We start from the raw sequence: 21,841 nt of genomic DNA, 5'->3' as shown, positions 1-21,841 counted from the left end.
AGGTGATACCAGGTAAGTTAAAGTAAGATAAATAAAAAGGCAGGTTAATTAACCTGCCTTTTTACATCTATCAATTTGACTATTCTAATCACTAAGCATTTGTTAGCGTTTTAGCTTGAATGTCATTGAGATTGGGCTTACTTGCAGGGGGTTGACGTTTTAGGTTGAGTAGTTGAGTGAGCACAATGGCGAGTATGATGGCGATGACCCCAAGCCATTGAGTTGATGTTAATTGTTCATCAAGAATAAAGTAGCCTAATACACCCGCAGAAATAGGGCTTAAAAAGCCGAGAAATGAGCTGGTCACCACAGGTAAATGTGCAATGCCTCTAAACCAAATCATATAACCGAATACTGAGCCAATAATACACAGATAACTGTAACCTACGATATTTAGTTCTGTCAGATTGGGAGGGAACCCTTCAAGATACAAGGTGATTGGTAGCAGAACCATGCCGCCAAAAGTCAGCTGCCAACCGGTAAAATCAATCAAGCTAAAATTGCTGGGTTTGCCCCAATACTTAGTCAGTACTAAACCCAGCGCCATGCTAGCAGCTCCAGCTAAGCCAAAAGCAACGCCTTGCCAGTTGAGCACCACGTTTCCCTGTAGGACTAACAGTACTATCCCCAGTACACCGAGCCCTAGAATGGTCATGTTTGCGAGAGTGACTTTTTCTTTAAACAATATGGCGCTAAGACCCATCACAAGTAAAGGCTGACAAGACATGATAACGGCTGCAGTCCCGCCTGGTAGGTAATATGCGGCGCTAAAGAGGCAGTAGAAAAACACCCCTATGTTGAGCATGCCTAAGAGGGCTATTTTTAGCCACCACTGCCCGGTTGGCATTTTTCGATAAATCATCAGCAGCAGTAAGCCCGCTGGTAAGGCGCGCAGAGTCGAAGCCAGCAAGGGTAAGTCAGCGGGTAGCATCTGCGTGGTGACAATATAGGTGCTGCCCCAAACGAGTGGTGCTAGGCAGGTGAGTAAGAGGTTGAACCAGAGTGAGGAGGTTTTCATGATACTTGCCTTTTGTGAATGTATCTTTTTGAAAAGTTAATTTAAAATACTGGTATTTTATTTTTTAGTCAAGTATCTTTCTGAAAAGACATTTGACTAACGCAAGCTTATTTAGATGCAAACGCTGCAAATCTGAATCCTAGTATGCGTATGAGAAACAGGGGAAAAATGAAACAGGATAGAGTCGAGACATTTTTACAGCAATGGCAACAAGTTAGGCCTGAACTTGATTGTTCACCTATGGGAGTCGTTGGCAGGCTTGCAAGAGCAGATCAGCTGATCAGTGCCCGTTTATTGCCTGTTTTCAAAACATTTAACTTAAGTGCCATAGAGTTTGATATCTTGGCGACACTTAGGCGAGCGGGCTGTCCATTAACACCTACAGAGCTTTACCAAACACTAATGATTTCCTCTGGTGCCATGAGTACCCGATGTGAACAATTAGTCCAGCGGCAGGTGATTGAGCGTCTTGCCAGTGGGGATGATAGACGCAGCTGCAAAATTGCACTGACACCCCTTGGGATCTCCTTGATTGATGCCGCAGTGGAAGCGCATTTGGCTAATGAAACTGAGATTTTGTCGCCGCTGACTTTAGATGAACAGCAGCAGCTGGCAAGCTTGTTGAAACGTTGGCTAATGGATAATGAATAAGTGCTAGGTCACTGTTAGTTTATGATTTACAAGATTATATTGCTATGTCATCATGATAATTCAGCTTGCCTTTATGGATGCGTGAGCCTAGTTCATTGCGGCAACCATCTACTCACTATCTCCTAACAACAGAATAAATAAGGATGAACTCGTGACTAACAATCAATTACCTAAGATCATTGCCCAAACAGAGCGGCTGATCATTCGCCCTTTTACTCAGGAAGATGTACCGAGTCTGTTTTTGCTCAATAGCATCCCAGAGATTTTGACTTATATTCCTACAGAGGCGTTTACTGAAATGGCGCAGGCCCAGGCTGTTTTTGATGACGTGATTCAAAAGGAATACCGAGAACGTGGCTTTGGTCGCTGGGCAGTGCATCATAAACTCGATGATAAAGTCATCGGGTTTTGTGGCCCTAAATATGTGCCAGAGTTCGATAAAGTTGAATTAGGCTATCGTTATTTACCTGAATATTGGGGTAAGGGAATAGGTTTTGAGGCGGCGAAGGCAACCCTGGATACCTTTAATCCTTTGCACGGCATTGAAGAAGCTATTGCCCTGATTGTGCATGGCAATCTGGCTTCTGAAGCTGTGGCAAAAAAAGTGGGCATGTCTTTGTTTGCTGAAGATGAATATTTTGCTCGAAAGGTGCATGTGTATCACACACTTTTGTAAGTGTGTTTAACCTTTGGCTATCGTGTGCGACTGGGCTAAGCAGTGCTAGGGAAGCACTCAAACATTTAATTTGAGCTCCCAATCAAGCACTCAGGGGCCAATGCTAGTGCCTTATGGCAAGATACCGCCTGCTGTGGATTGATAAATTGAGGTTTAAATAAGAATCCTTGAACTAAATCAACCTTAAGTTTTTGGGCCCAGAGTAGCTGCTGCTGGGTCTCAATGCCTTCTAAAATACACAATTTGCCGGTGCGTTTTCCATAGTCGATAAGTGATGACAGTAGGGCATAGTTATCTGAGTCATCTAATTTTGTCAGCCAATGACGGTCAAACTTTAAATAATTCATTTTGGTCATTAATTCAAAACACAACATGGTGCCAGGGGCGCCAATATCATCTAGGGCACAGCTTATTTGTCTAAGCTTTAGCATATGAATTAAGTCTATAGCCATCTGAGCTTCGTTCATGCAGGTGTTTTCAATCAATTCGACGGTTAAATCAGGGCGCGGCGCTAATAATGCCAACATGGGCTCAATCCAATGACCTTGCATACCGTGGGGATCTATATTGATAAATAATCTGCCAGAGGGGGCATGTGCCAGTTGAAAAGATTTGGCAAGATATTCCACCTGAGCGAACAATTCAGGGCTGTCGTGAAGACGTTCGAACACTAAATTGGGCGGAATAGGCTGTAGTTTGGAGTCTTTAAAACGCGATAATGCTTCGTATCCCCATACCGCTAGGCTTTGTGGATCAATTAAGGGTTGATATTCACAACTCAAACTTAAGTGGTTAATGTCCATATTATTGTTCTTATTATTGCGCTTGTTTGAAAAACTAATACTAATTATTCCTATTTCAATGGATTATGCAATCAAGTTTGAGTCGTTTGAGTTTGAATGGGGCTTATTTAAGCATTTGTTAAAGATAACCTAAGTGAAGGTGCAAGAGAATGAACAAAAAACCAGCGCTAGGCTGGTTTTTTAGGCTAGTTCATTGATTTGAACTATGACTTAGATCAGTGTTTAACGTTATTCGTCAGCGTGATCACAGCTGTCATTGGTACAATGACCGTAGAGGTATAAACTGTGGTGAGTCAACTTGATATTATGGCGTTTAGCAATATCATCTTGGCGTTGCTCAATTATTTCATCAGAAAATTCAATCACTTTATCACAAGTTAAACACACGAGATGATCGTGGTGCTGTTGAGTTGACATCTCAAACACGGCTTTACCACTTTCAAAATGGTGGCGGTTTAAAATCCCAGCATCATCAAATTGGTTTAGTACACGATAAACAGTCGCTAGGCCGATTTCTTCACCCAGTTCGAGTAATTTTTTATACAGATCTTCGGCACTGATGTGTTGATTGTCAGGTGATTGCATCAGTTCTAGAATTTTGACTCTAGGCAGGGTGATTTTTAAACCTGCTTTCTTGAGTGCTTGATTTCCATCTGTCATGGCTAATCTCTTAATTACAGAACCCAATGGTTCATCCGTGGATAATGAGGTTCATTATATGTGCTCGGATACAAAACTGAAACCTTTGGCAAAGGTTTATCACACTATATGTTGATTATTTATATAATAATTCAGTAATTAAGCCGAAATAGTCATTGTAATCACAATACACTTACATAGACTAAGGGCTAATTGCATCACAGGTGTCGACCTTTCAAGATAAATCTGACTCGGGTACCTAAACTGGCCTTTATCAGCGATTTAATTTGATACAAGATAGGATTGATTATGCAACCACTAGCCCAGGAGGATAAGGTGTATCGGCGTATTGTGATATTAACTGGTGCGGGAGTATCGGCAGAATCTGGCTTGAGTACATTTCGCTGTCAAGATGGGTTATGGGAAAACCATACCATAGAAGATGTGGCGACCCCTGAGGGTTATGCTCGTGATCCTCTGTTGGTCGAGCGTTTCTATAATGAGCGTTGGCAGCAACTGCAGCAAGATGACATTCAGCCTAATTTAGCCCACGAAGCTTTGGCTAAACTGAGTGCTGAATTTAGCGGTGACTTATTACTTGTGACTCAAAATGTTGATGATTTACATGAAAGAGCAGGTTTCTTTGGCGTACACCACATGCACGGGGAACTTAATCGTGGTCGTTGTCCCAGTTCATTGCAAACTTTTACGTTACGAGCGCCTTATGGCCCTGATAATTGCTGCACCTGCTGTATTCCTGCAAGAAGGTTAAGGCCGCACATTGTTTGGTTTGGCGAGATCCCTATGGGCATGGACAGGATCCATGATGCGCTGGAAGAATGCGATTTGTTCATTGCCATAGGTACCTCGGGCACGGTTTACCCTGCAGCAGGATTTGTGGATATCGCCCGTCACCAGGGGGCGCACACGCTCGAGGTTAATATAGATAAGACGCCTCATAGCCAATTTGCGGCGCATCTGATTGGTAAGGCTGGCGACACTGTGCCCTTATTGGTTGCAAATATTCTGGCTGGTAAGCCGTTAATGACAAGCGAGAACAAGGTATAACGGGAATAATGATGAGTGATACTAAGCTTGCCATCATATTACGCGGCCTGCCAGGCAGCGGGAAGTCTCATTGGGTGGAGACTTATCTTCAATCTCAGGGGCTAGAAATTGCGGCTCGGGTGAAACAGTACGGCTATTTCTCAACCGATAGCTTGTTTATGAACGATGGCCAATACCAATTTGATGTCAGTAAGTTGTCCCAATACCATCAGCATAATCTTTGTGGTTTTATTCAGGCGTTAGCCAACAGCGAGCCTTTGGTTATTTGTGATAACACTAACGTGTGTCATTGGGAATACGCAGCGTATCAAGTGGCAGCCAAAGCGCTGAGCTACCAAGTTAAGATAGTGGTGATAGGTGATCCTAAAAACAGCCAACACCAAAGTCTGTGCGCCGAACGCAACCGCCATGGTGTGCCGTTAGTGCATATTAGAAAAATGGCGCAATTATTTGAACTTGATTAGGGCCTGTTGATCTTTCAAGGTTGTTTTTGCAGCGAATTGTTGGTCATTTATACAAGGCAGAGGCTTTGCGGTGTAGTTGTTCTACATAAAAAGCCGATAACGCAGTAGAAATGACCAACAAACGCTGCCCAAAGGGTTCGGCTAAAACCGTTTTACTCTTTGTTAAGCGAATTTTGCTTAGATTACTAGGCTGCAATTCACTCGCCGCGATTAAAACGGTTTTATCTCGAACAAAATTCAACCGGCAAAGGTCAACAGGCCCTAGTTTATTCTTAAATAAAAAGGCCAATCCATCATAGTGGATTGGCCTTTTTTAATGATTAACCATTAACCATTAACCATTAACCGCTAACAAATAGCAATTAATCGTTACTTGGTTAAATCGATTTTATAAACAGCAAAACCTAGCTCATCAACGGCCACTTTCACCATGTCTCTTTGCTTATTGTTAGCAATAAAGCCTGCCGCTTTTTCGCTGTTTTGAGTTTCAAAACGTACGTCTAGCGCTGTGGTGGTGTTAATGGTTTTAAAACCCCAGTTATTATCGGCACTTGGATCAACTTTACCATCATACTTACCAGTGACTGCGTTGAATTTAGATTCTGCACTGATATAGGCGGCTAGGGCTTCGCGGTTAGCATCTGGAAGTTCAAGCACCACAAAATCTGGACCTGTACCTGCAAATTTACCGCCAAAAGCACGGTAATTGTTGGTGGCAACAATAAATTCTTGAGCGGCAAATTCAGTACCTGTGATTTCACGGCCATCATCGAATTTATAGGTTAAATCCACAATACGGTTAGCATCAGCATTAACCACTTTACAATCGCCATCTAACTTATTGGCTTGGGTTACATCAATTTTATAGGTGACGCCATCAATAACATCAAAGTTATAAGTTCTGTGGGTATCCCAATTGATAAGAGATTGAACGGCAGTGCTGTTAGGGTCAATTTGATTGAACTGGTTGGCTGAACATTCAAGCCAGTTTTTCACTTCTGCGCCTGTGACTTTAACCGCCACCATGGTATTAGGATAGAGGTATAAATCCGCCGCATTTTTATAGGTTAGCGCGCCAGCATCCACTAAAACGTACTGATCGGCATCACTTGACGTGCTGTGACGACCACCAGTCTTAAATGGCGCCGCGGCTGACAGAATAGGAATGCCTTTAAGTTCAGTAGGCAGCTTAGCTTTAACACCTGCAATTTGTGCATCAGATACGATTTGTACCGTAGGATCATCCTGCACTAAGGTCAAGAAACTGAACATGTCTGAGGCTGCTTCACCTATAGGCTGATCCACATAAGCTAAAGTTCCTGTGTGCTCAGTGCTGACGGCATCGCGAAGAGCGTCATCGGCTTGCACTAGCTCAACCTTGTTTTTGAGGTCATAAATCGGTCTTGCAGCTGAACTGGACTCTTTATGAATAACCGCCCATTTGCCATTTTCTTTACGTAACTTAAGATCGATGACCCCTAAGTTATCGCCCCAACGACCAGGCATAACAGCCGGGATACCATTAAGTAAACCTTTGCTGGCGTCGGTATTGGGTAGCTCTTGATAGCGTGCATCTGGGAATACAGAATGGCTGTGACCAAACATAATGGCATCAATACCCGCTACATTGGTGAGTGCATAAGTGGCATTTTCAGCCCATGGATCCCCAGGGTTTTCACTAGAGCCTATACCTGAGTGCGGGATGGCAATAATGACATCAGCGCCCTGAGCTTTCATTTGTGGAACGAACTTTTCAGCTGCTTGAATAATGCCTAAAGTATCGACTTTGCCCGTTAAGTTTTGCTTATCCCACAACATAATTTGTGGTGGCACAAAGCCGATGTAACCCACTTTGATGGTGTGCTCTTTGCCTTCAGTATCGAGCACCACTTTTTCTTTAATGATAAAGGGTGTAAATAAGTTCTCGCTAAATTGAATGCCGTTCCAACAACCGCTCTTGTCGGCGCAGATTACGTTGGCATTAATGTAAGGGAACTCAGCGCCTGCAATGGCGGTTTCAAGAAAATCCAGGCCGTAGTTAAATTCATGGTTGCCTATGTTACCCACATCATAATCTAGGGTGTTCATGGCTTTGTAGGCAGGGTGAATATCCCCTTTTTGCAGACCTATGCTGGCAACATAATCGCCCATCGGGCTGCCTTGGATAAGGTCGCCATTGTCCACAAGTACAGAGTTGCTGACTTCTTTACGGGCAGCATGAATAAGGCTTGCCGTGCGGGCAAGGCCTATGGTTTTGTCTTCTTTGCCACTGTAATAGTTAAAGTCCATGATATTGGCGTGTAAATCACTGGTTTCTAATACCCGCAAATCGACTTCGGGAATGGTGACGGTTGCTATCTTATCGTCGGAGGTACAGGCAGTTGCACTAAGTAAACTTGCGATTACTACTGATAATACTTTTTTATTCAACATCGCATTTCTCTTCTATTTTTGGTTTAGTGTTATTTCAGCCTAGGTTTGACCCATATCTCGACCTAGGCGTGATGATTATAACGACATTGAGATTGACTAATGTGACAAATGGCAAGTTTATGGGATGATAAATCAGCAGTTGATTTGATTTTGGCGATAAAAAAAGCAGCCACCTAAGTGACTGCTTATATAGGGCATTAATTATACTATGAAGAAATCAATATAGAGTTAAGCCCAATGGTCATGCTATTTTTACAGTAAACCACGGCTTTTAAGCAATGGCTCTATTCCGGCTTCTTTGCCACGGAACTGTTTGTACAACGCCATAGGATCAGCGCTGCCGCCCTGTGACAATACATTGGCTTTGAAGGCTTCTGCGGTGGCGCTATCAAAAATGCCATTTTCCTTAAAGGCTTCAAACGCATCGGCACCTAAAATATCAGACCATAAATAGCTGTAGTAGCCAGCAGAATATCCGCCATTGAAAATGTGCGAGAAATACGTGCTGCGATAACGGGGCACGATTTCATCGATTAATCCCATGTTAGCCAGTGAATCAGCTTCAAACTTAGCTGCATCACGGACGGTATGATCATTAAGCGAGTGCCAATCTAAATCAAGCTTGGTCGCTGCCATATATTCAACGGTAGCAAAACCTTGGTTAAATTGGCTTGCGGCTTGGATTTTTTTGACTAGCGCTTCAGGGATCACTTCACCGGTTTGGTAGTGAGTGGCAAATTGCGCCAATACCTCAGGCTGAGTCATCCAGTTTTCCATCACCTGTGACGGGAACTCCACATAGTCCCGTGGCACAGAAGTGCCTGCTTGTGAGCGATATTTAACATTGGATAGCATGCCATGTAAGGCGTGACCAAACTCGTGGAATAAGGTGCTGGCTTCATCAAATGTTAATAGCGCTGGTTTGTCGCCAGTAGGGCGAGGGTAGTTGAGTACGTTTACTATGATAGGTAATGAATCAACCCCATTCGCCTTGTATTGTTGGCGATAGGCATTCATCCATGCACCACCACGTTTACTGTCGCGAACAAAATAATCACCCATAAAGACGGCCATCAATTTGCCTTCTTTATCATAGACTTCCCAAGTGCGGACATCTTCATGGTATTTAGGCAAGTCGCTGCGCTCTTTCACGCTCACGCCATAAAGACGATTAGCGGTATAGAACACCCCTTTTAAGGTATTTTCTAAAGAAAAATACGGACGGGTGTCTTGCTCATTGAAGCTGTATTTGGCTACGCGGATTTTATCAGCGTAATAGGCCCAATCCCAAGCCGCTAGTTTGAACTTTTGATCCTGGGAGTCGATAAGTTCTTGCATTACAGCTACTTCGTTTTTGGCTTGATTAAGGGCCGCTGGCCAGACTTTATTTAAAAGACCGTAGACGTTTTCTGGTGTTTTTGCAGTGCGTTCTTCTAGCACAAAGTGAGCGTGTGACTGGTAGCCCATCAGCTTAGCTCGGGTGGCTCTTAAGGAGGCAATTTTGGCTAAGATAGCTTTATTATCGTTGGCATTGTCATTGTTAGCTTGATTGATATAGCCATTAAACAAGGTTTCACGTAAGTCGCGGTTGTCTGCATAAGTTAAAAACGGTGTGATAGACGGTCTGTGGGTCGTAAATACCCATTTACCATCGTGGCCGCGCTTAGTGGCTGTCGCTGCAGCAGTGCTGATAACATCTTGAGGTAAACCAGACAGATCTTGTTTTTTATCGACGACTAACTCGAAGGCGTTGGTTTCAGCCAGTAGATTGTCACCAAAGGCTAAGTTTAATTTACCGATTTGCTCGTTAAGGCTGCGTAAGGTTTGCTTGTCTTCTGGGGTTAAATTGGCGCCGCCTCGGGTGAAGCCTTTATAAGTGTCTTCTAGCAATTTTGTTTCAGCGGCGTTTAAGCCTAAGTTTGCTCGATTGTCGTAGATGTCTTTAACTTTTTGAAACAGAGAATCATTTAAAAAAATGTCATCACTTGATGCTGACAGCATAGGTGATACTTGTTTTGATATGGCCTGTAATTCATCATTGGTGTGAGCACCGGTTAAGTTATAAAACACACTGGCGACAGCGGTTAACAAGTCGCCAGAGAATTCCATGGCTTCGATGGTATTAGCAAATGTCGGTGTCTCTGGGTTATTGACTATCGCTAGGATTTCTTCTTGGCGCGCGGCAATACCGGCTTTAAATGCGGGCAAATAATGTTCAGGCTTTATCTTGTCAAAATCTGGGATTTCTTGGAAGGTACCATACTGCTTGAAAAAAGGATTATCAGCATGCTGAGCAATCATCTGCGCTGAAGTTTGTGTTGCAGCTATTTTGGTTTGATTTTGAGCATCGCTATTGTCTGAACAGGCGCTTAAGGCCAGTGTCAATGTCATCGCTGAAAACAGCGGGCTAAGGCGTAGGCCTTTCATAAATGAACTCCCAAATAAAATGTACGACCTATTCGGCCTTGGTAACAATTAGTTATTGTAATGATATTAAATAAGCGTTTTTCAAGCATGCTCAATAAGCACTGCAGGAAATAGTGCACAGCCGCCGTGGGCATTCTAGCAAGTTTTTTAAGCGTATGGGGGGATAGAATCGTGTCTGTTTGTAACAAAAAAAGAGCCAGCTAGTTGCTGGCTCTTTTCTACAAATAAACACTGAATAAATGTAAATTAAAACCTAGTGTTAAATTACGGCTTAAGAATAATTTTTACTGTGCCGTCAACATCAGCTTCATCGATATAACCAACGCCATTGGTATCGGCCGCTACTGCAGCTTTCATTGCCGCAGCGCCGCTAACTGATGCGGGTGGGTTGCCTTTACCAGTAAACACTTGTTTAGACCAAAAGGCTTTAAGCTGTGCATCAGATTTACCAGTGACACTTGAATGGAATGCACTGCGAGTTGCATTACCTTCTTCAAGCTCATAAGGCACAAACGATGAACTGCCTTTGCCTAAAAACAACTTCTTAGCATCAGCGGCTGAAATCGAATCAGCACCGCCAGTGTTGCCGATAACCACCACTGCAGCATTTGCAGATAGAGCACAACCTAGGCTGAGCGCTAAAACAGATAGTAACTTCTTCATCTTATCGCTCCTCTATTAAAATACTGCGTCGAATTTAACGGTATAAATTAAGGTGTCATCAAATGCATAACTTCCAGTGCTTAGATATGTCGCACCATTGGTACGTAAACCGCCGCTGGTATCACCAAAGTCATTAGCGTAAGTCACGTCGAATTTAACCGCTAAGTTATCCAGTGCATCCCAACGCATGCCTAAGCTATAAGCTGTGCGCTCACCATTAAACAGTGCTGCTTGTATTGCTGCTTGTGCCGATAAGGGTAGACGTTCGTCATTATCCTTAGTCTCAAGGTAAGCGACTGTTACGTATGGTGTAAATGCCTTAATGCGGTAACCTAAGGTGACATAGGCGGCGTCAGTATCAGCGTAAGCCCCATCAATTTCTGAACGGGTCCACTCAAATACTGCTAGCATTTCACCGTTGTCATAGCTTGCCCCCACACCAATAAACTCACCTTTAGCATCAATAAGTTCGATAATCCTAGTGTCTACATTAGTATAGCTAGGTGGCTGAGTTGGTGGCAGACCCTGTATTGCTACCTTGGTTGTTTGATCCCAAGCACCGTCTAAAATTGCTGATGCATAAACACCACGCAATGTCCATACTTCATCGGTCCAACTTAAATTAGCGCCCATAAGGTTCGACAATTTAACATCAGTATATTTAACGTCAGACTCGCCGCCAAACGCTTGCATTGTCAAGGTAGACTCATCGTATTCAACATCATAAGAGATGCCAGCACCTGTGTAAGATGAGAACGGAACAGTAGCATAGACTTCCTCAGGAGGACGAGCGAACGGCTGAGCATAACCGACATCTAAGTAATCAGAATACATAAACAGCGGCACACGTAATTTACCTGCGCGTACTTGTATGCCATTGTCAAAACGGTGTGACAGATAAGCCCACTCAGCTTCAACATCCCAGTCGTCTTCACCGCGCATCATCAATTGCATTACCGCTTGGGTGCTGTTGCTGATGTTGAAGGTGCCTTGGAAGCCAATTTTGCTGTCTTGGCTGAAGTTAGCGCTAGTATCAGCAGCATTGTAACCGGCATCATTATCGGCGCTAATATAAGCACCGCTGATAAAGCCATTAAAATTAAATTTATCTGTTAAGCTTGCTGTTTGCTGCTTTTGCAGTGCTTTTACTTGTTGTTCAAGTTGGGCAATTTTTTGTTCAGTGCTTTGTTCAGCCATTACAGCAGAAGGCACTAAGGCACAAGCAACAGCTAAAGATAGGGTCTTTAACATAAACTTCATTGTATCGCTCCTGTTCATCATCATTTGCCCAGTGGGCTTATTATCTTGCATCATCTGATCAAGGATTAAGTTTAAAAAGTTAAACTTTAAATTGATCTGTGATTAATTGTAGACGCTTACTAATATTTTGAATGTCAAAACTAATCCCGCCCATTTCTTGAGTGGTATTTTTCACTTTTAGGGCATTATTTTCAATGTCCGAAACATATTGCTGAATAAGCTCAGAGGTATTATGTTGCTCCTCAGTGGCGGCGGCAATTTGCTCGTTCACTTGATTAATCGCACTGACTTTCAATGTAATACCAGTAAGGGCATCTCCAGCTAAAGCGGTAGATTTTACACCATCATTAGCGGTTTCAATTCCGCGCTGCATAGCTTCAACCGCTTCTTTAGAGGTTGAACGTAACTCTTGCAATACTTGCTGAATTTCTTGTGTTGATGCTTGAGTACGTGATGCGAGCGTGCGCACTTCATCAGCAACAACGGCAAAGCCGCGACCTTGTTCGCCAGCGCGAGCCGCTTCAATGGCCGCATTTAGGGCTAACAGGTTAGTTTGATCGGCAATACCACGAATAGTGTCAAGAATGTCGTTAACATTGCTGGTAAAAGCATCGAGCTGATTCACAACCACGGCTGTGGTTTTCACTTCTTGAGCTAACTTTTCAATGGTGCTTACCGCGGTCGCGACAACTGCTTGACCCGCTTTGGCTTCATTGTTGGCTTGCTCGGCCTCAGTGGCGCCATTGGCTGCATACTCAGCAATATGGCTGACGCTGACAAACATCTCACGCATAGCATGGGATATCTGCTCAATCGCCGCATTTTGCTCGGCAACGGTTTGCTCGCTGTTATTACTACTGCTTAGTAGTGATTGAGAAACCAAACTTAAGCTTTCAGTGGTGGATTTTGTTTCTGCAATAGACACCTGCAGTTTAGAAACAAACTGGTTGAACCAATGCACTAAGGTTGCGATTTCATCCTTGCCATCATAATGAATGCGGGCACTGAGATCGCCTTCACCTTCAGAAATGTTACGCAGAGAATCGGTGACATTGTTTAAGGTTAAAATAATTGATGAATTAACCAATAGGCCAGCCACGATTAATATGATTGAAGCCACTAAACCTATTATGAGCATTGAGGTGCCAGCGCTTTCAGAGCTGGCGAGGGTATTTTCTATACTGGTTTTAAACTGTTCAGAAAATAACTGCTTTTTTTGCTGAAATTGAACGACCAGTTGGTTATAGCGCTCGGCATTGTCGGCGGCTTGGCGTTTAATGCTGTCAAAGTCGACATCATCTTTTAAAAATTCGGCCACTAAACTTTTGGCATTTTTATGATAAAGCGCTAACTCAGTTTTTATTTGACTGATCTCTTGAGCTTGCTCAGAGGCTAAAGCAGCCACTTTAGTTAGATTATTGTTAATATTAACCACAATAGCATCCACGGTTTCTAGAGAGTCTTCTTCACCCGTAGTGACCGCTGTTTGAATGTGTTGATCTAATTGTAATAGTAAGCCTTCATTTTGAGTGGCTAATTCTAAAACAGGGTAAAGCTGAGACTGAAGTCCATTTAAGCGTTCAGCATTTTGTTGCACACTCTGTTTGTTAATCAAGAGCGATATAACAAAAGAAGTAATAGCAAAAAGTGTGAGTAAGGCAATTCTATGCTTTATTTTTAAACTGGTTAACTTCATATGTGTTCTTAATATGTAAATAAAACAGGAAAGAATTTTATCATACAAAAATGTTTATGAGAAATTGCTTATGAAAGAAAATTCGCAGTTTCGATACAAATATTTTGTTATATGATATTCGTTATTTAAAATTGTTAATTAACAATGGGTTGTTGTTTTTTTTGCAGCCATTTATTGAGTGTTTTATTCATCTTATTAGCCATTTTATTATTATCCTCAAGTTATTTGATACTCGTTCTCATTATCAAAATATAAAAGCATTACTGCTATAACGCCGCACATTTATGGCCGACATAATATCCATAATGGTTTTTAATCGTCGGATGAATCACACAGGCTTAGTTACACAGCGCCTTAAACTACAAAGTACCCAAGGTTAAGCGCTTAATATTAACATTTGCGAAACTTTTCAGTGTCTGACCCATAGGCTTTCACTGGCATTCATAATAGTTAATCTTGTTCTAATGAATGTATCGGGTTGAATATAGTTAACTTGAGAGAGGATGCGTTAATATCAATACTGCTTGCTTGTTTTTTGTTCAGTCAACTTGTGGGTGTTTGACTCTGGCTTTGATTCTGAGCTTAAGTTTGCGAAGCTTTGGGCACTTCTGTTAATGATGAAGGTTAGGGCACATGCTGAACGAATATTAAGCTGAGCACTGAGCTTGGCGCTATAACCTTGATAAATACCGCCATTTCACTGATAAAAACCGCAATTAAGCCTAGTATATTTTCTCCTGCTAACGTAAAATTTGTCTCTTTTATTTTAACCTAAGCGTTGATAGTCAAGCACCTCAGACCCATTCAGCGCCTCCGTCGTCAGCCCTTTGGTTTGGCGCCCAATCGCAGATAAATGCGAAAATGCAGTGGATGATAACATGCAGCAGTTAACCGAGATCGTAGCGCAAGCTTTAGCCGACGTCGCTAAAGCCAGTGATCTAAAGACATTGGATGATATCCGTGTCGACTACCTAGGCAAGAAAGGTAAGATCACAGACATGATGAAAATGATGGGAAGTCTGAGCGCAGAAGAAAAACCTGCCTTCGGTCAAGCCGTCAACCAAGCCAAGCAAGCCGTTCAGCAAACTTTGTCTGAGCGTATTGATGGTCTAAAAGCGAGTGAGCTCGAAGCGCAATTGATTGCCGAGAAGATTGATATCACTTTGCCGGGCCGCACCCTTGAACTTGGTGGTTTGCATCCTGTGACTCGTACCATAGAACGTATTGAAACTTTCTTTGGTGAACTGGGTTTTGTGGTTAAGCAAGGGCCTGAAATCGAAGATGATTTTCATAATTTCGATGCTTTGAATATTTCTGAACACCACCCAGCACGTGCGGATCACGACACCTTTTATTTCAACCCTAAGGTGATGCTACGAACGCAAACTTCTGGGGTGCAAATTCGCACCATGGAGCACGAAAAGCCGCCGCTACGGATTATTTCTCCGGGCCGTGTTTACCGTAACGATTACGATCAAACTCATACGCCTATGTTCCATCAGGTTGAAGGCTTAATGGTTGCTGAAAATGTTAATTTTGCCGAGCTTAAAGGCATTTTGCATGACTTTTTACGTAATTTCTTCGAAGAAGACTTACAAGTGCGCTTCCGTCCCTCTTACTTTCCGTTCACTGAGCCTTCGGCTGAAGTGGATGTGATGGGTAAAAATGGCAAATGGCTCGAAGTGCTAGGCTGCGGCATGGTGCACCCGAATGTACTGCGCAGCGTGGGCATAGATCCTGAGAAATATTCTGGTTTTGCTTTTGGTATGGGCGTTGAGCGTTTAACCATGTTGCGTTATGGCGTCAATGACTTACGTGCCTTCTTCGAAAACGATTTACGTTTTCTTAAGCAATTCAAATAACGGAGCAATAATCAGATGAAATTTAGTGAATCTTGGCTTCGTGAGTGGGTCAATCCTGCAATAAGCCGCGACGAATTATCACACCAAATTACCATGGCAGGCCTTGAAGTCGATGGCGTTGATGCCGTTGCTGCAGCGTTTAGCGGCGTGATTATTGGTGAAGTGGTTGAATGTGGTCAGCATCCAGATGCGGACAAACTTCAAGTAACCAAAATTAATGTTGGCGGTGATGAGCTTATTGACATCGTCTGCGGCGCCCCCAATTGCCGCTTAGGCCTTAAAGTGGCAGTTGCCATGGTGGGCGCAGTATTGCCTGGTGATTTTAAAATCAAAAAAGCCAAGCTACGCGGTCAGCCCTCTATGGGCATGTTGTGTTCATATACTGAGCTGGGTATCGACATCGAAAGCGATGGCATTATTGAATTACCCCAAGATGCGCCACTTGGCGTCAGCGTGCGTGAATTCTTAGATCTTGATGATGCCATCATAGATGTGGATTTAACCGCTAACCGCGCCGATTGTTTAGGCATGGTGGGTCTTGCTCGTGAAGTGGGCGTATTAAATCGCCAAAGCGTAACAACGCCAAGCTGGGAAGCGGTAAGCGCCAGCATAGATGCACCCTTTAACATTGAGGTTAAGTCACCAGAACTTTGCCCACGTTATTTGGGCCGTGTGGTCAAAAATATCAATGTAGCAGCGCCAACCCCTAGCTGGATGCAAGAGAAATTGCGTCGCAGTGGTATCCGCTCTATCGATGCCATCGTCGACATCACCAATTTTGTGTTGATTGAATTTGGTCAACCTATGCACGCCTTCGATTTAAACACCTTAAATGGCGGCATTACTGTACGTTTAGCCGATGGTGTTGAGAAGCTCAAGCTGCTTGATGGCAATGAAATCACAGTGCCAAATGACACTCTAGTGATTGCCGATAACAACCAAGCTGTTGCACTTGCCGGCGTATTTGGCGGCGAAGCCACAGGGGTGAGCGACACCACCAAAGACATCTTGTTAGAGTGTGCTTTCTTTGCCCCCCTTGCCATTATGGGCAAGTCACGTCGCCTAGGCTTACACACAGACGCGTCACACAGGTTTGAGCGTGGCGTCGACCCAGAGCTTCAACATAAGGTGATGGACAGAGCTACGCGCTTAGTGCTTGATATCTGTGGTGGTGAAGCTGGGCAAGTAATAGAAGTCTTATCGGCTGAATATTTACCTAAGCCTACCAAGCTTGTGCTACGTCGCAGTAAGCTAGATAAAACCTTAGGTCATCATATTCCAGATGCGGACGTGGCAGAAATTTTAGAGCGTCTAGGTTTTGCCGTTGTTGCTAATGGCGATACTTGGAGCGTTACAACAGCCACTTATCGTTTTGATATGGCCATTGAAGAAGATTTAATCGAAGAAGTGGCCCGTATTTACGGTTATGACAATATTCCTAATATCGCTCCCCAAGCGGCACTTAAGATGTCGGATCATAAAGAATCAGACATAGAACTTAAGCGGGTACGCAGTTTGTTAGTGGCCCGTGGTTTCCAAGAAGCGGTGACCTACAGTTTTGTTGATCCAAAAATGCAAAACTTAGTGCACCCAGGCCTTGAGGCCATGGTGTTACCCAACCCCATTTCGGTTGAAATGTCGGCCATGCGCCTGTCAATGTTCACCGGTCTTTTGGGCGCAGTGGGTTATAACCAAAGTCGTCAGCAGGGCCGCGTGCGTTTATTTGAGACTGGATTACGCTTTGTTCCTGATCTCAATGCAGAATCTGGCGTGAGGCAGCAAGCCATGATTGGTGCTGTGATCTCTGGGGTTCAAAATGACGAACATTGGTCGATGGAATCCAAGACAGTTGATTTTTTTGACTTAAAAGGTGATTTAGAAGCCATGATGGGCTTGACAGTTGCCGTTTCAGAATTTAGCTTTAGGGTAGCAACGCATTCTGCTATGCATCCTGGGCAATGTGCTGAAATATTGAGAAATAATCGCGTTATCGGCTATATTGGTGCAGTACATCCAAAATTAGAGAAGCCTTTTGGCTTAAACGGTAAAACCTTTGTTTTTGAGCTCGAATTAGACGCGTTATTACAGTCTAATTTGCCGCTAGCCCAAGCTGTATCTAAGTTTCCTGCAAATCGTCGTGACATAGCCGTCGTTGTCGACGATAGTGTAGCAGCAAGCGATGTCATGAATTTGATAAGAAAAGTTGGCGAAAATCAGTTGGTTGGCTTAAACTTATTCGATGTATACACAGGTAAAGGTGTTGAACCTGGCAAAAAGAGCCTGGCGATAGCACTTACGTTACAAGACACTACTCGTACCCTTGAAGAAAAAGACATTACTGAAACAGTTGATTCAGTAGTTTCTGCACTTAAGACCGAGTTCAACGCATTGTTGAGGGATTAAAGTATGGCACTTACCAAAGCCGAAATGGCAGAACATCTTTTTGAAACATTAGGCTTAAATAAGCGCGTAGCCAAAGAGATGGTCGAGTCATTCTTCGAAGAAATTCGTGAAGCGCTCGAAAGTGGTGAGCAGGTCAAGCTATCTGGCTTTGGCAACTTTGACCTTAGGGACAAGAATCAAAGACCGGGAAGGAACCCAAAAACAGGTGAAGATATTCCGATTTCAGCACGCCGCGTAGTGACGTTCCGTCCCGGGCAAAAACTGAAAGCTCGAGTGGAAGCTGCAAACTCAGGCAAGAAATAATTTCGCAGGTTAGCTCAGTTCATTTATTGAATTGAGTTGGCAAAAGGCCACTCTTTATGAGTGGCTTTTTGTTGTTTTTTTGAAAATGGTACCTATGTTGATTTACAATGCAAAGCCCTTTTTCTCTGATCATTTATCCCACCCAATAGAGGTTTCTTTTGTCACGCAAAGCCAAACACTTTGATACACGTTTCCCGCCCTCGCTTTTACATCCTAAGCATTGGCCCACTTGGTTGGTTATTGGCATCTTATTGCTGTTTGGGCTTATGCCTGCATGGTTTAGGGATCCTATCGCTAGGGGCTTAGCTAAACTTGTGATGCGGGTGGCGAAAAAACCCTTGGCCGTAGCGAAAATTAATATAACCCAATGCTTTCCCCACATGAGTGAAGACGAGGTTAATGCCTTAATAAGGCAAAATGTCGACAATTTCGCCATCGCTATATTGTCTCAGGCAGAATTGATGTTTGGCAGCGATAAGCACCTGTGCCGCCGTGTTAAGTTGCATGGTTTTGAGCATGTTAAAAAGGTAAGAGAAGCAGGCCAGCCGATCATCTTTATCATGCCCCATGTGTGGCCTATAGAATATGCCGGTCTGAGACTTAACCATGAGATCCCTATGGTCTCGATGGCTAAAGCTCATAGAAATCCCTTATTTAATTGGTTTAGTAATAAAATACGCAGTAGTCAAAAGGGGCGAATATACATGCGTGAAGCGGGTATTCGTGCGCTTTTGTCTGAACTTAAGCAAGACAATAGCTTCTTTTATTTACCTGATGAAGACTTAGGCCCAGAGCAAAGCGTGTTTGCGCCTTTTCTTGGCACCACTAAGGCGACGTTACCTGTGGTAGGGCGCTTAGCCAGTGCGGGCAATGCTCAAGTGATGCCGGTAAAAATTGGTTATGATCAACAGGCGCATCAGTTCAATTTAACCGTGATGCCAGCCATTGACCCTGAAACCATGAAAGGTAAAGATAATGAGGCCTTAGCGTTAAATCAGGTGGTGGAGCAGGTTATCTTGGCATATCCTGAACAATATATGTGGTTTTTAAAATTACTTAAAACCCGCCCAGTGGGGGAACCACCTTTGTACTGATGGTGTTATGAGTAGCAAGAAAACTAAGTCACAAATTACAACGACAATAAGAACAACAAAAAGGACAAATGATGAGCTTAGATTCGATATTAGAGGCACTGGCCTTTGTAGTGTACACCTATGATGGTCGTCCCATTACCTTGTTGCAGATTTTACAGGTGCCTTTCTATATTTTACTGGCCTGGTTCATTGTTGGCCATGTGGGTAAGTTAATAAAAAGAGGCTTACGCGCCCGTAATGTCAGCGCCGATGCTATTCATTTCTTCTCCCGTGTTTATCTGGTGCTCACCATCGCCATACTGGTGGTCACCAGCATGGAGATTTTAAATATTCCACTTACCGCCTTTGCCTTTGTCTCTGGTGCAATCGCCATTGGTGTGGGTTTTGGTGCCCAAAATATCATCAACAACTTTATCAGTGGTTGGATCTTGATGTGGGAGCGCCCCATACGCATTGGCGACTTTCTTGAAGTGGGCGATGCTCGCGGTGTGGTTGAAAGCATTAACACTCGCTCAACCTTAATTCGCCGCAATGATGGCGTGCACATGCTAGTGCCGAATAGCCAGTTGCTGGAAAACACAGTAACAAACTGGACTTTAATCGATCAAAATGCCCGCTCGTTTGTGCGTATTGGCGTCGCCTATGGCTCCGATGTTGTCTTAGTACGTGAATTGATATTTCAAGTGCTTAACGAGCGTGATGATATTTTGGAAAAACCACCAGCTATGGTGTTTTTTGAAGACTTTGGCGATAACGCGCTAATTTTTGATGCCGTGTTTTGGGTTAGCGCAGTATCAGAAACCGATATCCGTCGCCGTCGCAGTGAAATCCGTTTTCGCATGTATGAGCTGTTTAATGAAAACAATATCTCCATTGCCTTCCCGCAGCGCGATGTGCATTTAGACGGTAACTTAACCATTACCAATGCGTAAAACCGATAAAAAATTAGAGGCGCAGCTTATTGAAGCCCTGACACAAGTGTGTGAGCAGGCTAAGAGCCAATACCCAGGGTTTAGTTGGCTCACACATAAGGTAAATTTCCAGCGTTTCCCAGACAGTTTGAGTCTAGTGTGCGTATTTGATACAAATCAAGAATTGCGGGCCTTCAACGCGGACGCTAATGCTACCGCTGGGCTACAGGCTTTAGTGAAACAGCAACTTGCCAGCATAAGCATTAAACCCAATAAAGCCGTACCCCTGGTGTTTGACACAGAGGAAAACTGTCAACACCAAGATAACGGCAGTTGGAGCCGAAGGCTTGAACGTCGTTGAAAATCAGCCTTTGCTAACCTGACATTGCTCAAATTTGACCATGGGTGCCACCATTAAGCTTTTGAATAGCAATAAGTTAACTTAAACTCTGCCATATAGGCTTACCATGGCCCATTTCATTCACAAAAAGTCACTACGACACGCGTGCTTTTTATAAAATCAAAAGCGCCCCTGTAGCTCGCTTCGACGTCCAATTCTCTTAAACGAAAAGCAAACGGTCGGCTCGCCCTTCTCGTGGTGAAGCGTCATGGTTCACCTTTTCAGTTTTTGTGTGCCCTTTAGCCTTAAAAGATTACAAGTCTATCTTTAGTAATCGGGTAGCTCGGTATTCCACCTAATCATCAACCCAACCCATTTTTGGACAGAAGCTTATTAGCGCGTTATCTAGACTAGTTATCGATGAATGAATACAGGTATAGCAAAGCCTAAGCCACCACGGCTCCTTTCGGTAGCCATCTAGAATGAAAGTGTACCGTTTCTTCTGTTGCGCAACTAGAATTCTAAGCGACTTGTGTGCGTATGAAGGTTGATTTTATGCACGTTTAAGCTGATGTGGTGATCCTAGGCACTATTCTAAACTATCCTGACTCCCAAAATTATTATCAAGTTTTTGCCAAAAAAATATTGACCTGTCTAAAGCTTCACAGTTTATAGTTGGCTCATCAATGAGAGGGAACCCTATGTACCGTATTTCTGAATTGGCACAAAAAGTTGGATTGAGCCGCTCCACTTTGCTCTATTACGAAAAACTCAAACTGATTTCTGCCAAACGGCAAAGCAATGGGTATCGCTGCTATTTAGACACAGATGTTCAGCGAGTAAAACTGTTACAACAATTACAGGCTGGCGGATTAACCTTAAAAGAGTGCCAAGTATGTTTAGAGGCTCAAATTGACAGAGAGCTACTGCGTCATAGGCTTAGTGTTTTGGATGAAGAAATCGCCCAAATATTTAAAAGTGCCAGCCATTGTTAAATGGAACTGGCAGTTTTTGTTAATTTTCTGAACAATATGCTCATATAAACGCGTTTAATCTAAGTCAGTGGTGTCAGTTAAGTTTTTGCGGCTAAAACCCGCGTGGTTTGATGATATGAGCTGAATAAATCTAAC

18 protein-coding genes and 1 pseudogene are annotated in these 21,841 nt (G+C 43.4%); 11 read left to right on the top strand and 8 right to left on the bottom strand.

Annotation, left to right across the window (positions count from 1 at the left end):
• Positions 1–91: 91 nt before the first annotated feature.
• On the bottom strand, positions 92–1,018 hold the full coding sequence (locus tag H5073_RS16185) for an EamA family transporter (RefSeq protein WP_182680603.1): 927 nt from the start codon (positions 1,016–1,018) through the stop codon (positions 92–94).
• Positions 1,019–1,186: 168 nt separating this feature from the next.
• Between H5073_RS16185 and H5073_RS16180 the strand changes: the two genes are divergently transcribed.
• Entirely contained in the window at positions 1,187–1,669 is a 483-nt protein-coding gene (locus tag H5073_RS16180; RefSeq protein WP_182680602.1) for a MarR family winged helix-turn-helix transcriptional regulator, read from the top strand.
• A 175-nt stretch (positions 1,670–1,844) separates the two neighbouring features.
• Positions 1,845–2,345, top strand: a complete 501-nt coding sequence (locus tag H5073_RS16175) for a GNAT family N-acetyltransferase (protein WP_182680609.1) — start codon at positions 1,845–1,847, stop codon at positions 2,343–2,345.
• Between the two features lie 65 nt (positions 2,346–2,410).
• On the opposite strand, the gene H5073_RS16170 is transcribed toward H5073_RS16175, so the two are convergent.
• Both H5073_RS16170 and fur read right to left on the bottom strand, forming a co-directional pair.
• Positions 2,411–3,148, bottom strand: coding sequence for an EAL domain-containing protein (locus H5073_RS16170; RefSeq protein ID WP_182680601.1), 738 nt, complete (start codon positions 3,146–3,148; stop codon positions 2,411–2,413).
• A gap of 228 nt (positions 3,149–3,376) precedes the next feature.
• Positions 3,377–3,808 carry a ferric iron uptake transcriptional regulator gene (fur, locus tag H5073_RS16165; protein ID WP_182680600.1) on the bottom strand — a complete coding sequence of 144 codons (432 nt, stop codon included), beginning with the start codon at positions 3,806–3,808 and terminating at the stop codon, positions 3,377–3,379.
• A 315-nt stretch (positions 3,809–4,123) separates the two neighbouring features.
• On the opposite strand from fur, the gene H5073_RS16160 reads away from it, so the two are divergent.
• Entirely contained in the window at positions 4,124–4,855 is a 732-nt protein-coding gene (locus H5073_RS16160) for an NAD-dependent deacylase (RefSeq protein ID WP_182680607.1), read from the top strand.
• A gap of 11 nt (positions 4,856–4,866) precedes the next feature.
• On the top strand, positions 4,867–5,319 hold the full coding sequence (locus H5073_RS16155) for an AAA family ATPase (protein WP_182680608.1): 453 nt from the start codon (positions 4,867–4,869) through the stop codon (positions 5,317–5,319).
• Positions 5,320–5,688: 369 nt separating this feature from the next.
• Here H5073_RS16155 and H5073_RS16150 read toward each other — a convergent pair whose 3' ends face one another.
• The 5 genes from H5073_RS16150 to H5073_RS16130 form a co-directional block, all read right to left on the bottom strand.
• Complete coding sequence (locus H5073_RS16150) at positions 5,689–7,752, bottom strand: bifunctional 2',3'-cyclic-nucleotide 2'-phosphodiesterase/3'-nucleotidase (protein ID WP_182680599.1); 2,064 nt, start codon at positions 7,750–7,752, stop codon at positions 5,689–5,691.
• A gap of 252 nt (positions 7,753–8,004) precedes the next feature.
• On the bottom strand, positions 8,005–10,179 hold the full coding sequence (locus H5073_RS16145; RefSeq protein WP_182680598.1) for a M3 family metallopeptidase: 2,175 nt from the start codon (positions 10,177–10,179) through the stop codon (positions 8,005–8,007).
• Positions 10,180–10,443: 264 nt separating this feature from the next.
• Complete coding sequence (locus tag H5073_RS16140) at positions 10,444–10,842, bottom strand: phosphate ABC transporter substrate-binding protein (protein ID WP_182680597.1); 399 nt, start codon at positions 10,840–10,842, stop codon at positions 10,444–10,446.
• 15 nt (positions 10,843–10,857) lie between these two features.
• Positions 10,858–12,102, bottom strand: a complete 1,245-nt coding sequence (locus H5073_RS16135) for a hypothetical protein (RefSeq protein WP_182680596.1) — start codon at positions 12,100–12,102, stop codon at positions 10,858–10,860.
• Positions 12,103–12,181: 79 nt separating this feature from the next.
• Positions 12,182–13,798 (bottom strand): methyl-accepting chemotaxis protein, encoded by a 1,617-nt coding sequence (locus H5073_RS16130; protein ID WP_182680595.1) that lies wholly within the window; start codon positions 13,796–13,798, stop codon positions 12,182–12,184.
• A gap of 878 nt (positions 13,799–14,676) precedes the next feature.
• Between H5073_RS16130 and pheS the strand changes: the two genes are divergently transcribed.
• The 7 genes and pseudogenes from pheS to H5073_RS16095 form a co-directional block, all read left to right on the top strand.
• Complete coding sequence (gene pheS / locus H5073_RS16125; RefSeq protein ID WP_182680594.1) at positions 14,677–15,660, top strand: phenylalanine--tRNA ligase subunit alpha; 984 nt, start codon at positions 14,677–14,679, stop codon at positions 15,658–15,660.
• A 15-nt stretch (positions 15,661–15,675) separates the two neighbouring features.
• Complete coding sequence (gene pheT, locus H5073_RS16120) at positions 15,676–18,063, top strand: phenylalanine--tRNA ligase subunit beta (protein ID WP_182680593.1); 2,388 nt, start codon at positions 15,676–15,678, stop codon at positions 18,061–18,063.
• Positions 18,064–18,066: 3 nt separating this feature from the next.
• Positions 18,067–18,366, top strand: a complete 300-nt coding sequence (gene ihfA / locus H5073_RS16115) for an integration host factor subunit alpha (protein ID WP_011496046.1) — start codon at positions 18,067–18,069, stop codon at positions 18,364–18,366.
• Between the two features lie 158 nt (positions 18,367–18,524).
• On the top strand, positions 18,525–19,460 hold the full coding sequence (lpxM, locus tag H5073_RS16110; RefSeq protein WP_182680592.1) for a lauroyl-Kdo(2)-lipid IV(A) myristoyltransferase: 936 nt from the start codon (positions 18,525–18,527) through the stop codon (positions 19,458–19,460).
• Positions 19,461–19,531: 71 nt separating this feature from the next.
• On the top strand, positions 19,532–20,392 hold the full coding sequence (locus H5073_RS16105) for a mechanosensitive ion channel family protein (protein WP_182680591.1): 861 nt from the start codon (positions 19,532–19,534) through the stop codon (positions 20,390–20,392).
• The gene (locus tag H5073_RS16100) at positions 20,385–20,732 is read left to right on the top strand and encodes a Fis family transcriptional regulator (RefSeq protein WP_182680590.1); all 348 of its coding nucleotides are present in this window, start codon (positions 20,385–20,387) and stop codon (positions 20,730–20,732) included. The genes H5073_RS16105 and H5073_RS16100 overlap by 8 nt, the downstream gene beginning before the upstream one ends.
• A 680-nt stretch (positions 20,733–21,412) precedes the next feature.
• Positions 21,413–21,679, top strand: a pseudogene (locus tag H5073_RS16095) (MerR family transcriptional regulator); the annotation flags it as partial.
• Positions 21,680–21,841: the final 162 nt, after the last annotated feature.

Source organism: Shewanella sp. SR44-3, assembly GCF_014163735.1.
Classification (GTDB): Bacteria; Pseudomonadota; Gammaproteobacteria; order Enterobacterales; family Shewanellaceae; genus Shewanella.
The sequence above is the reverse complement of the archived record's forward strand: the minus strand, read 5'-3'. Positions and strand labels throughout refer to the sequence as shown.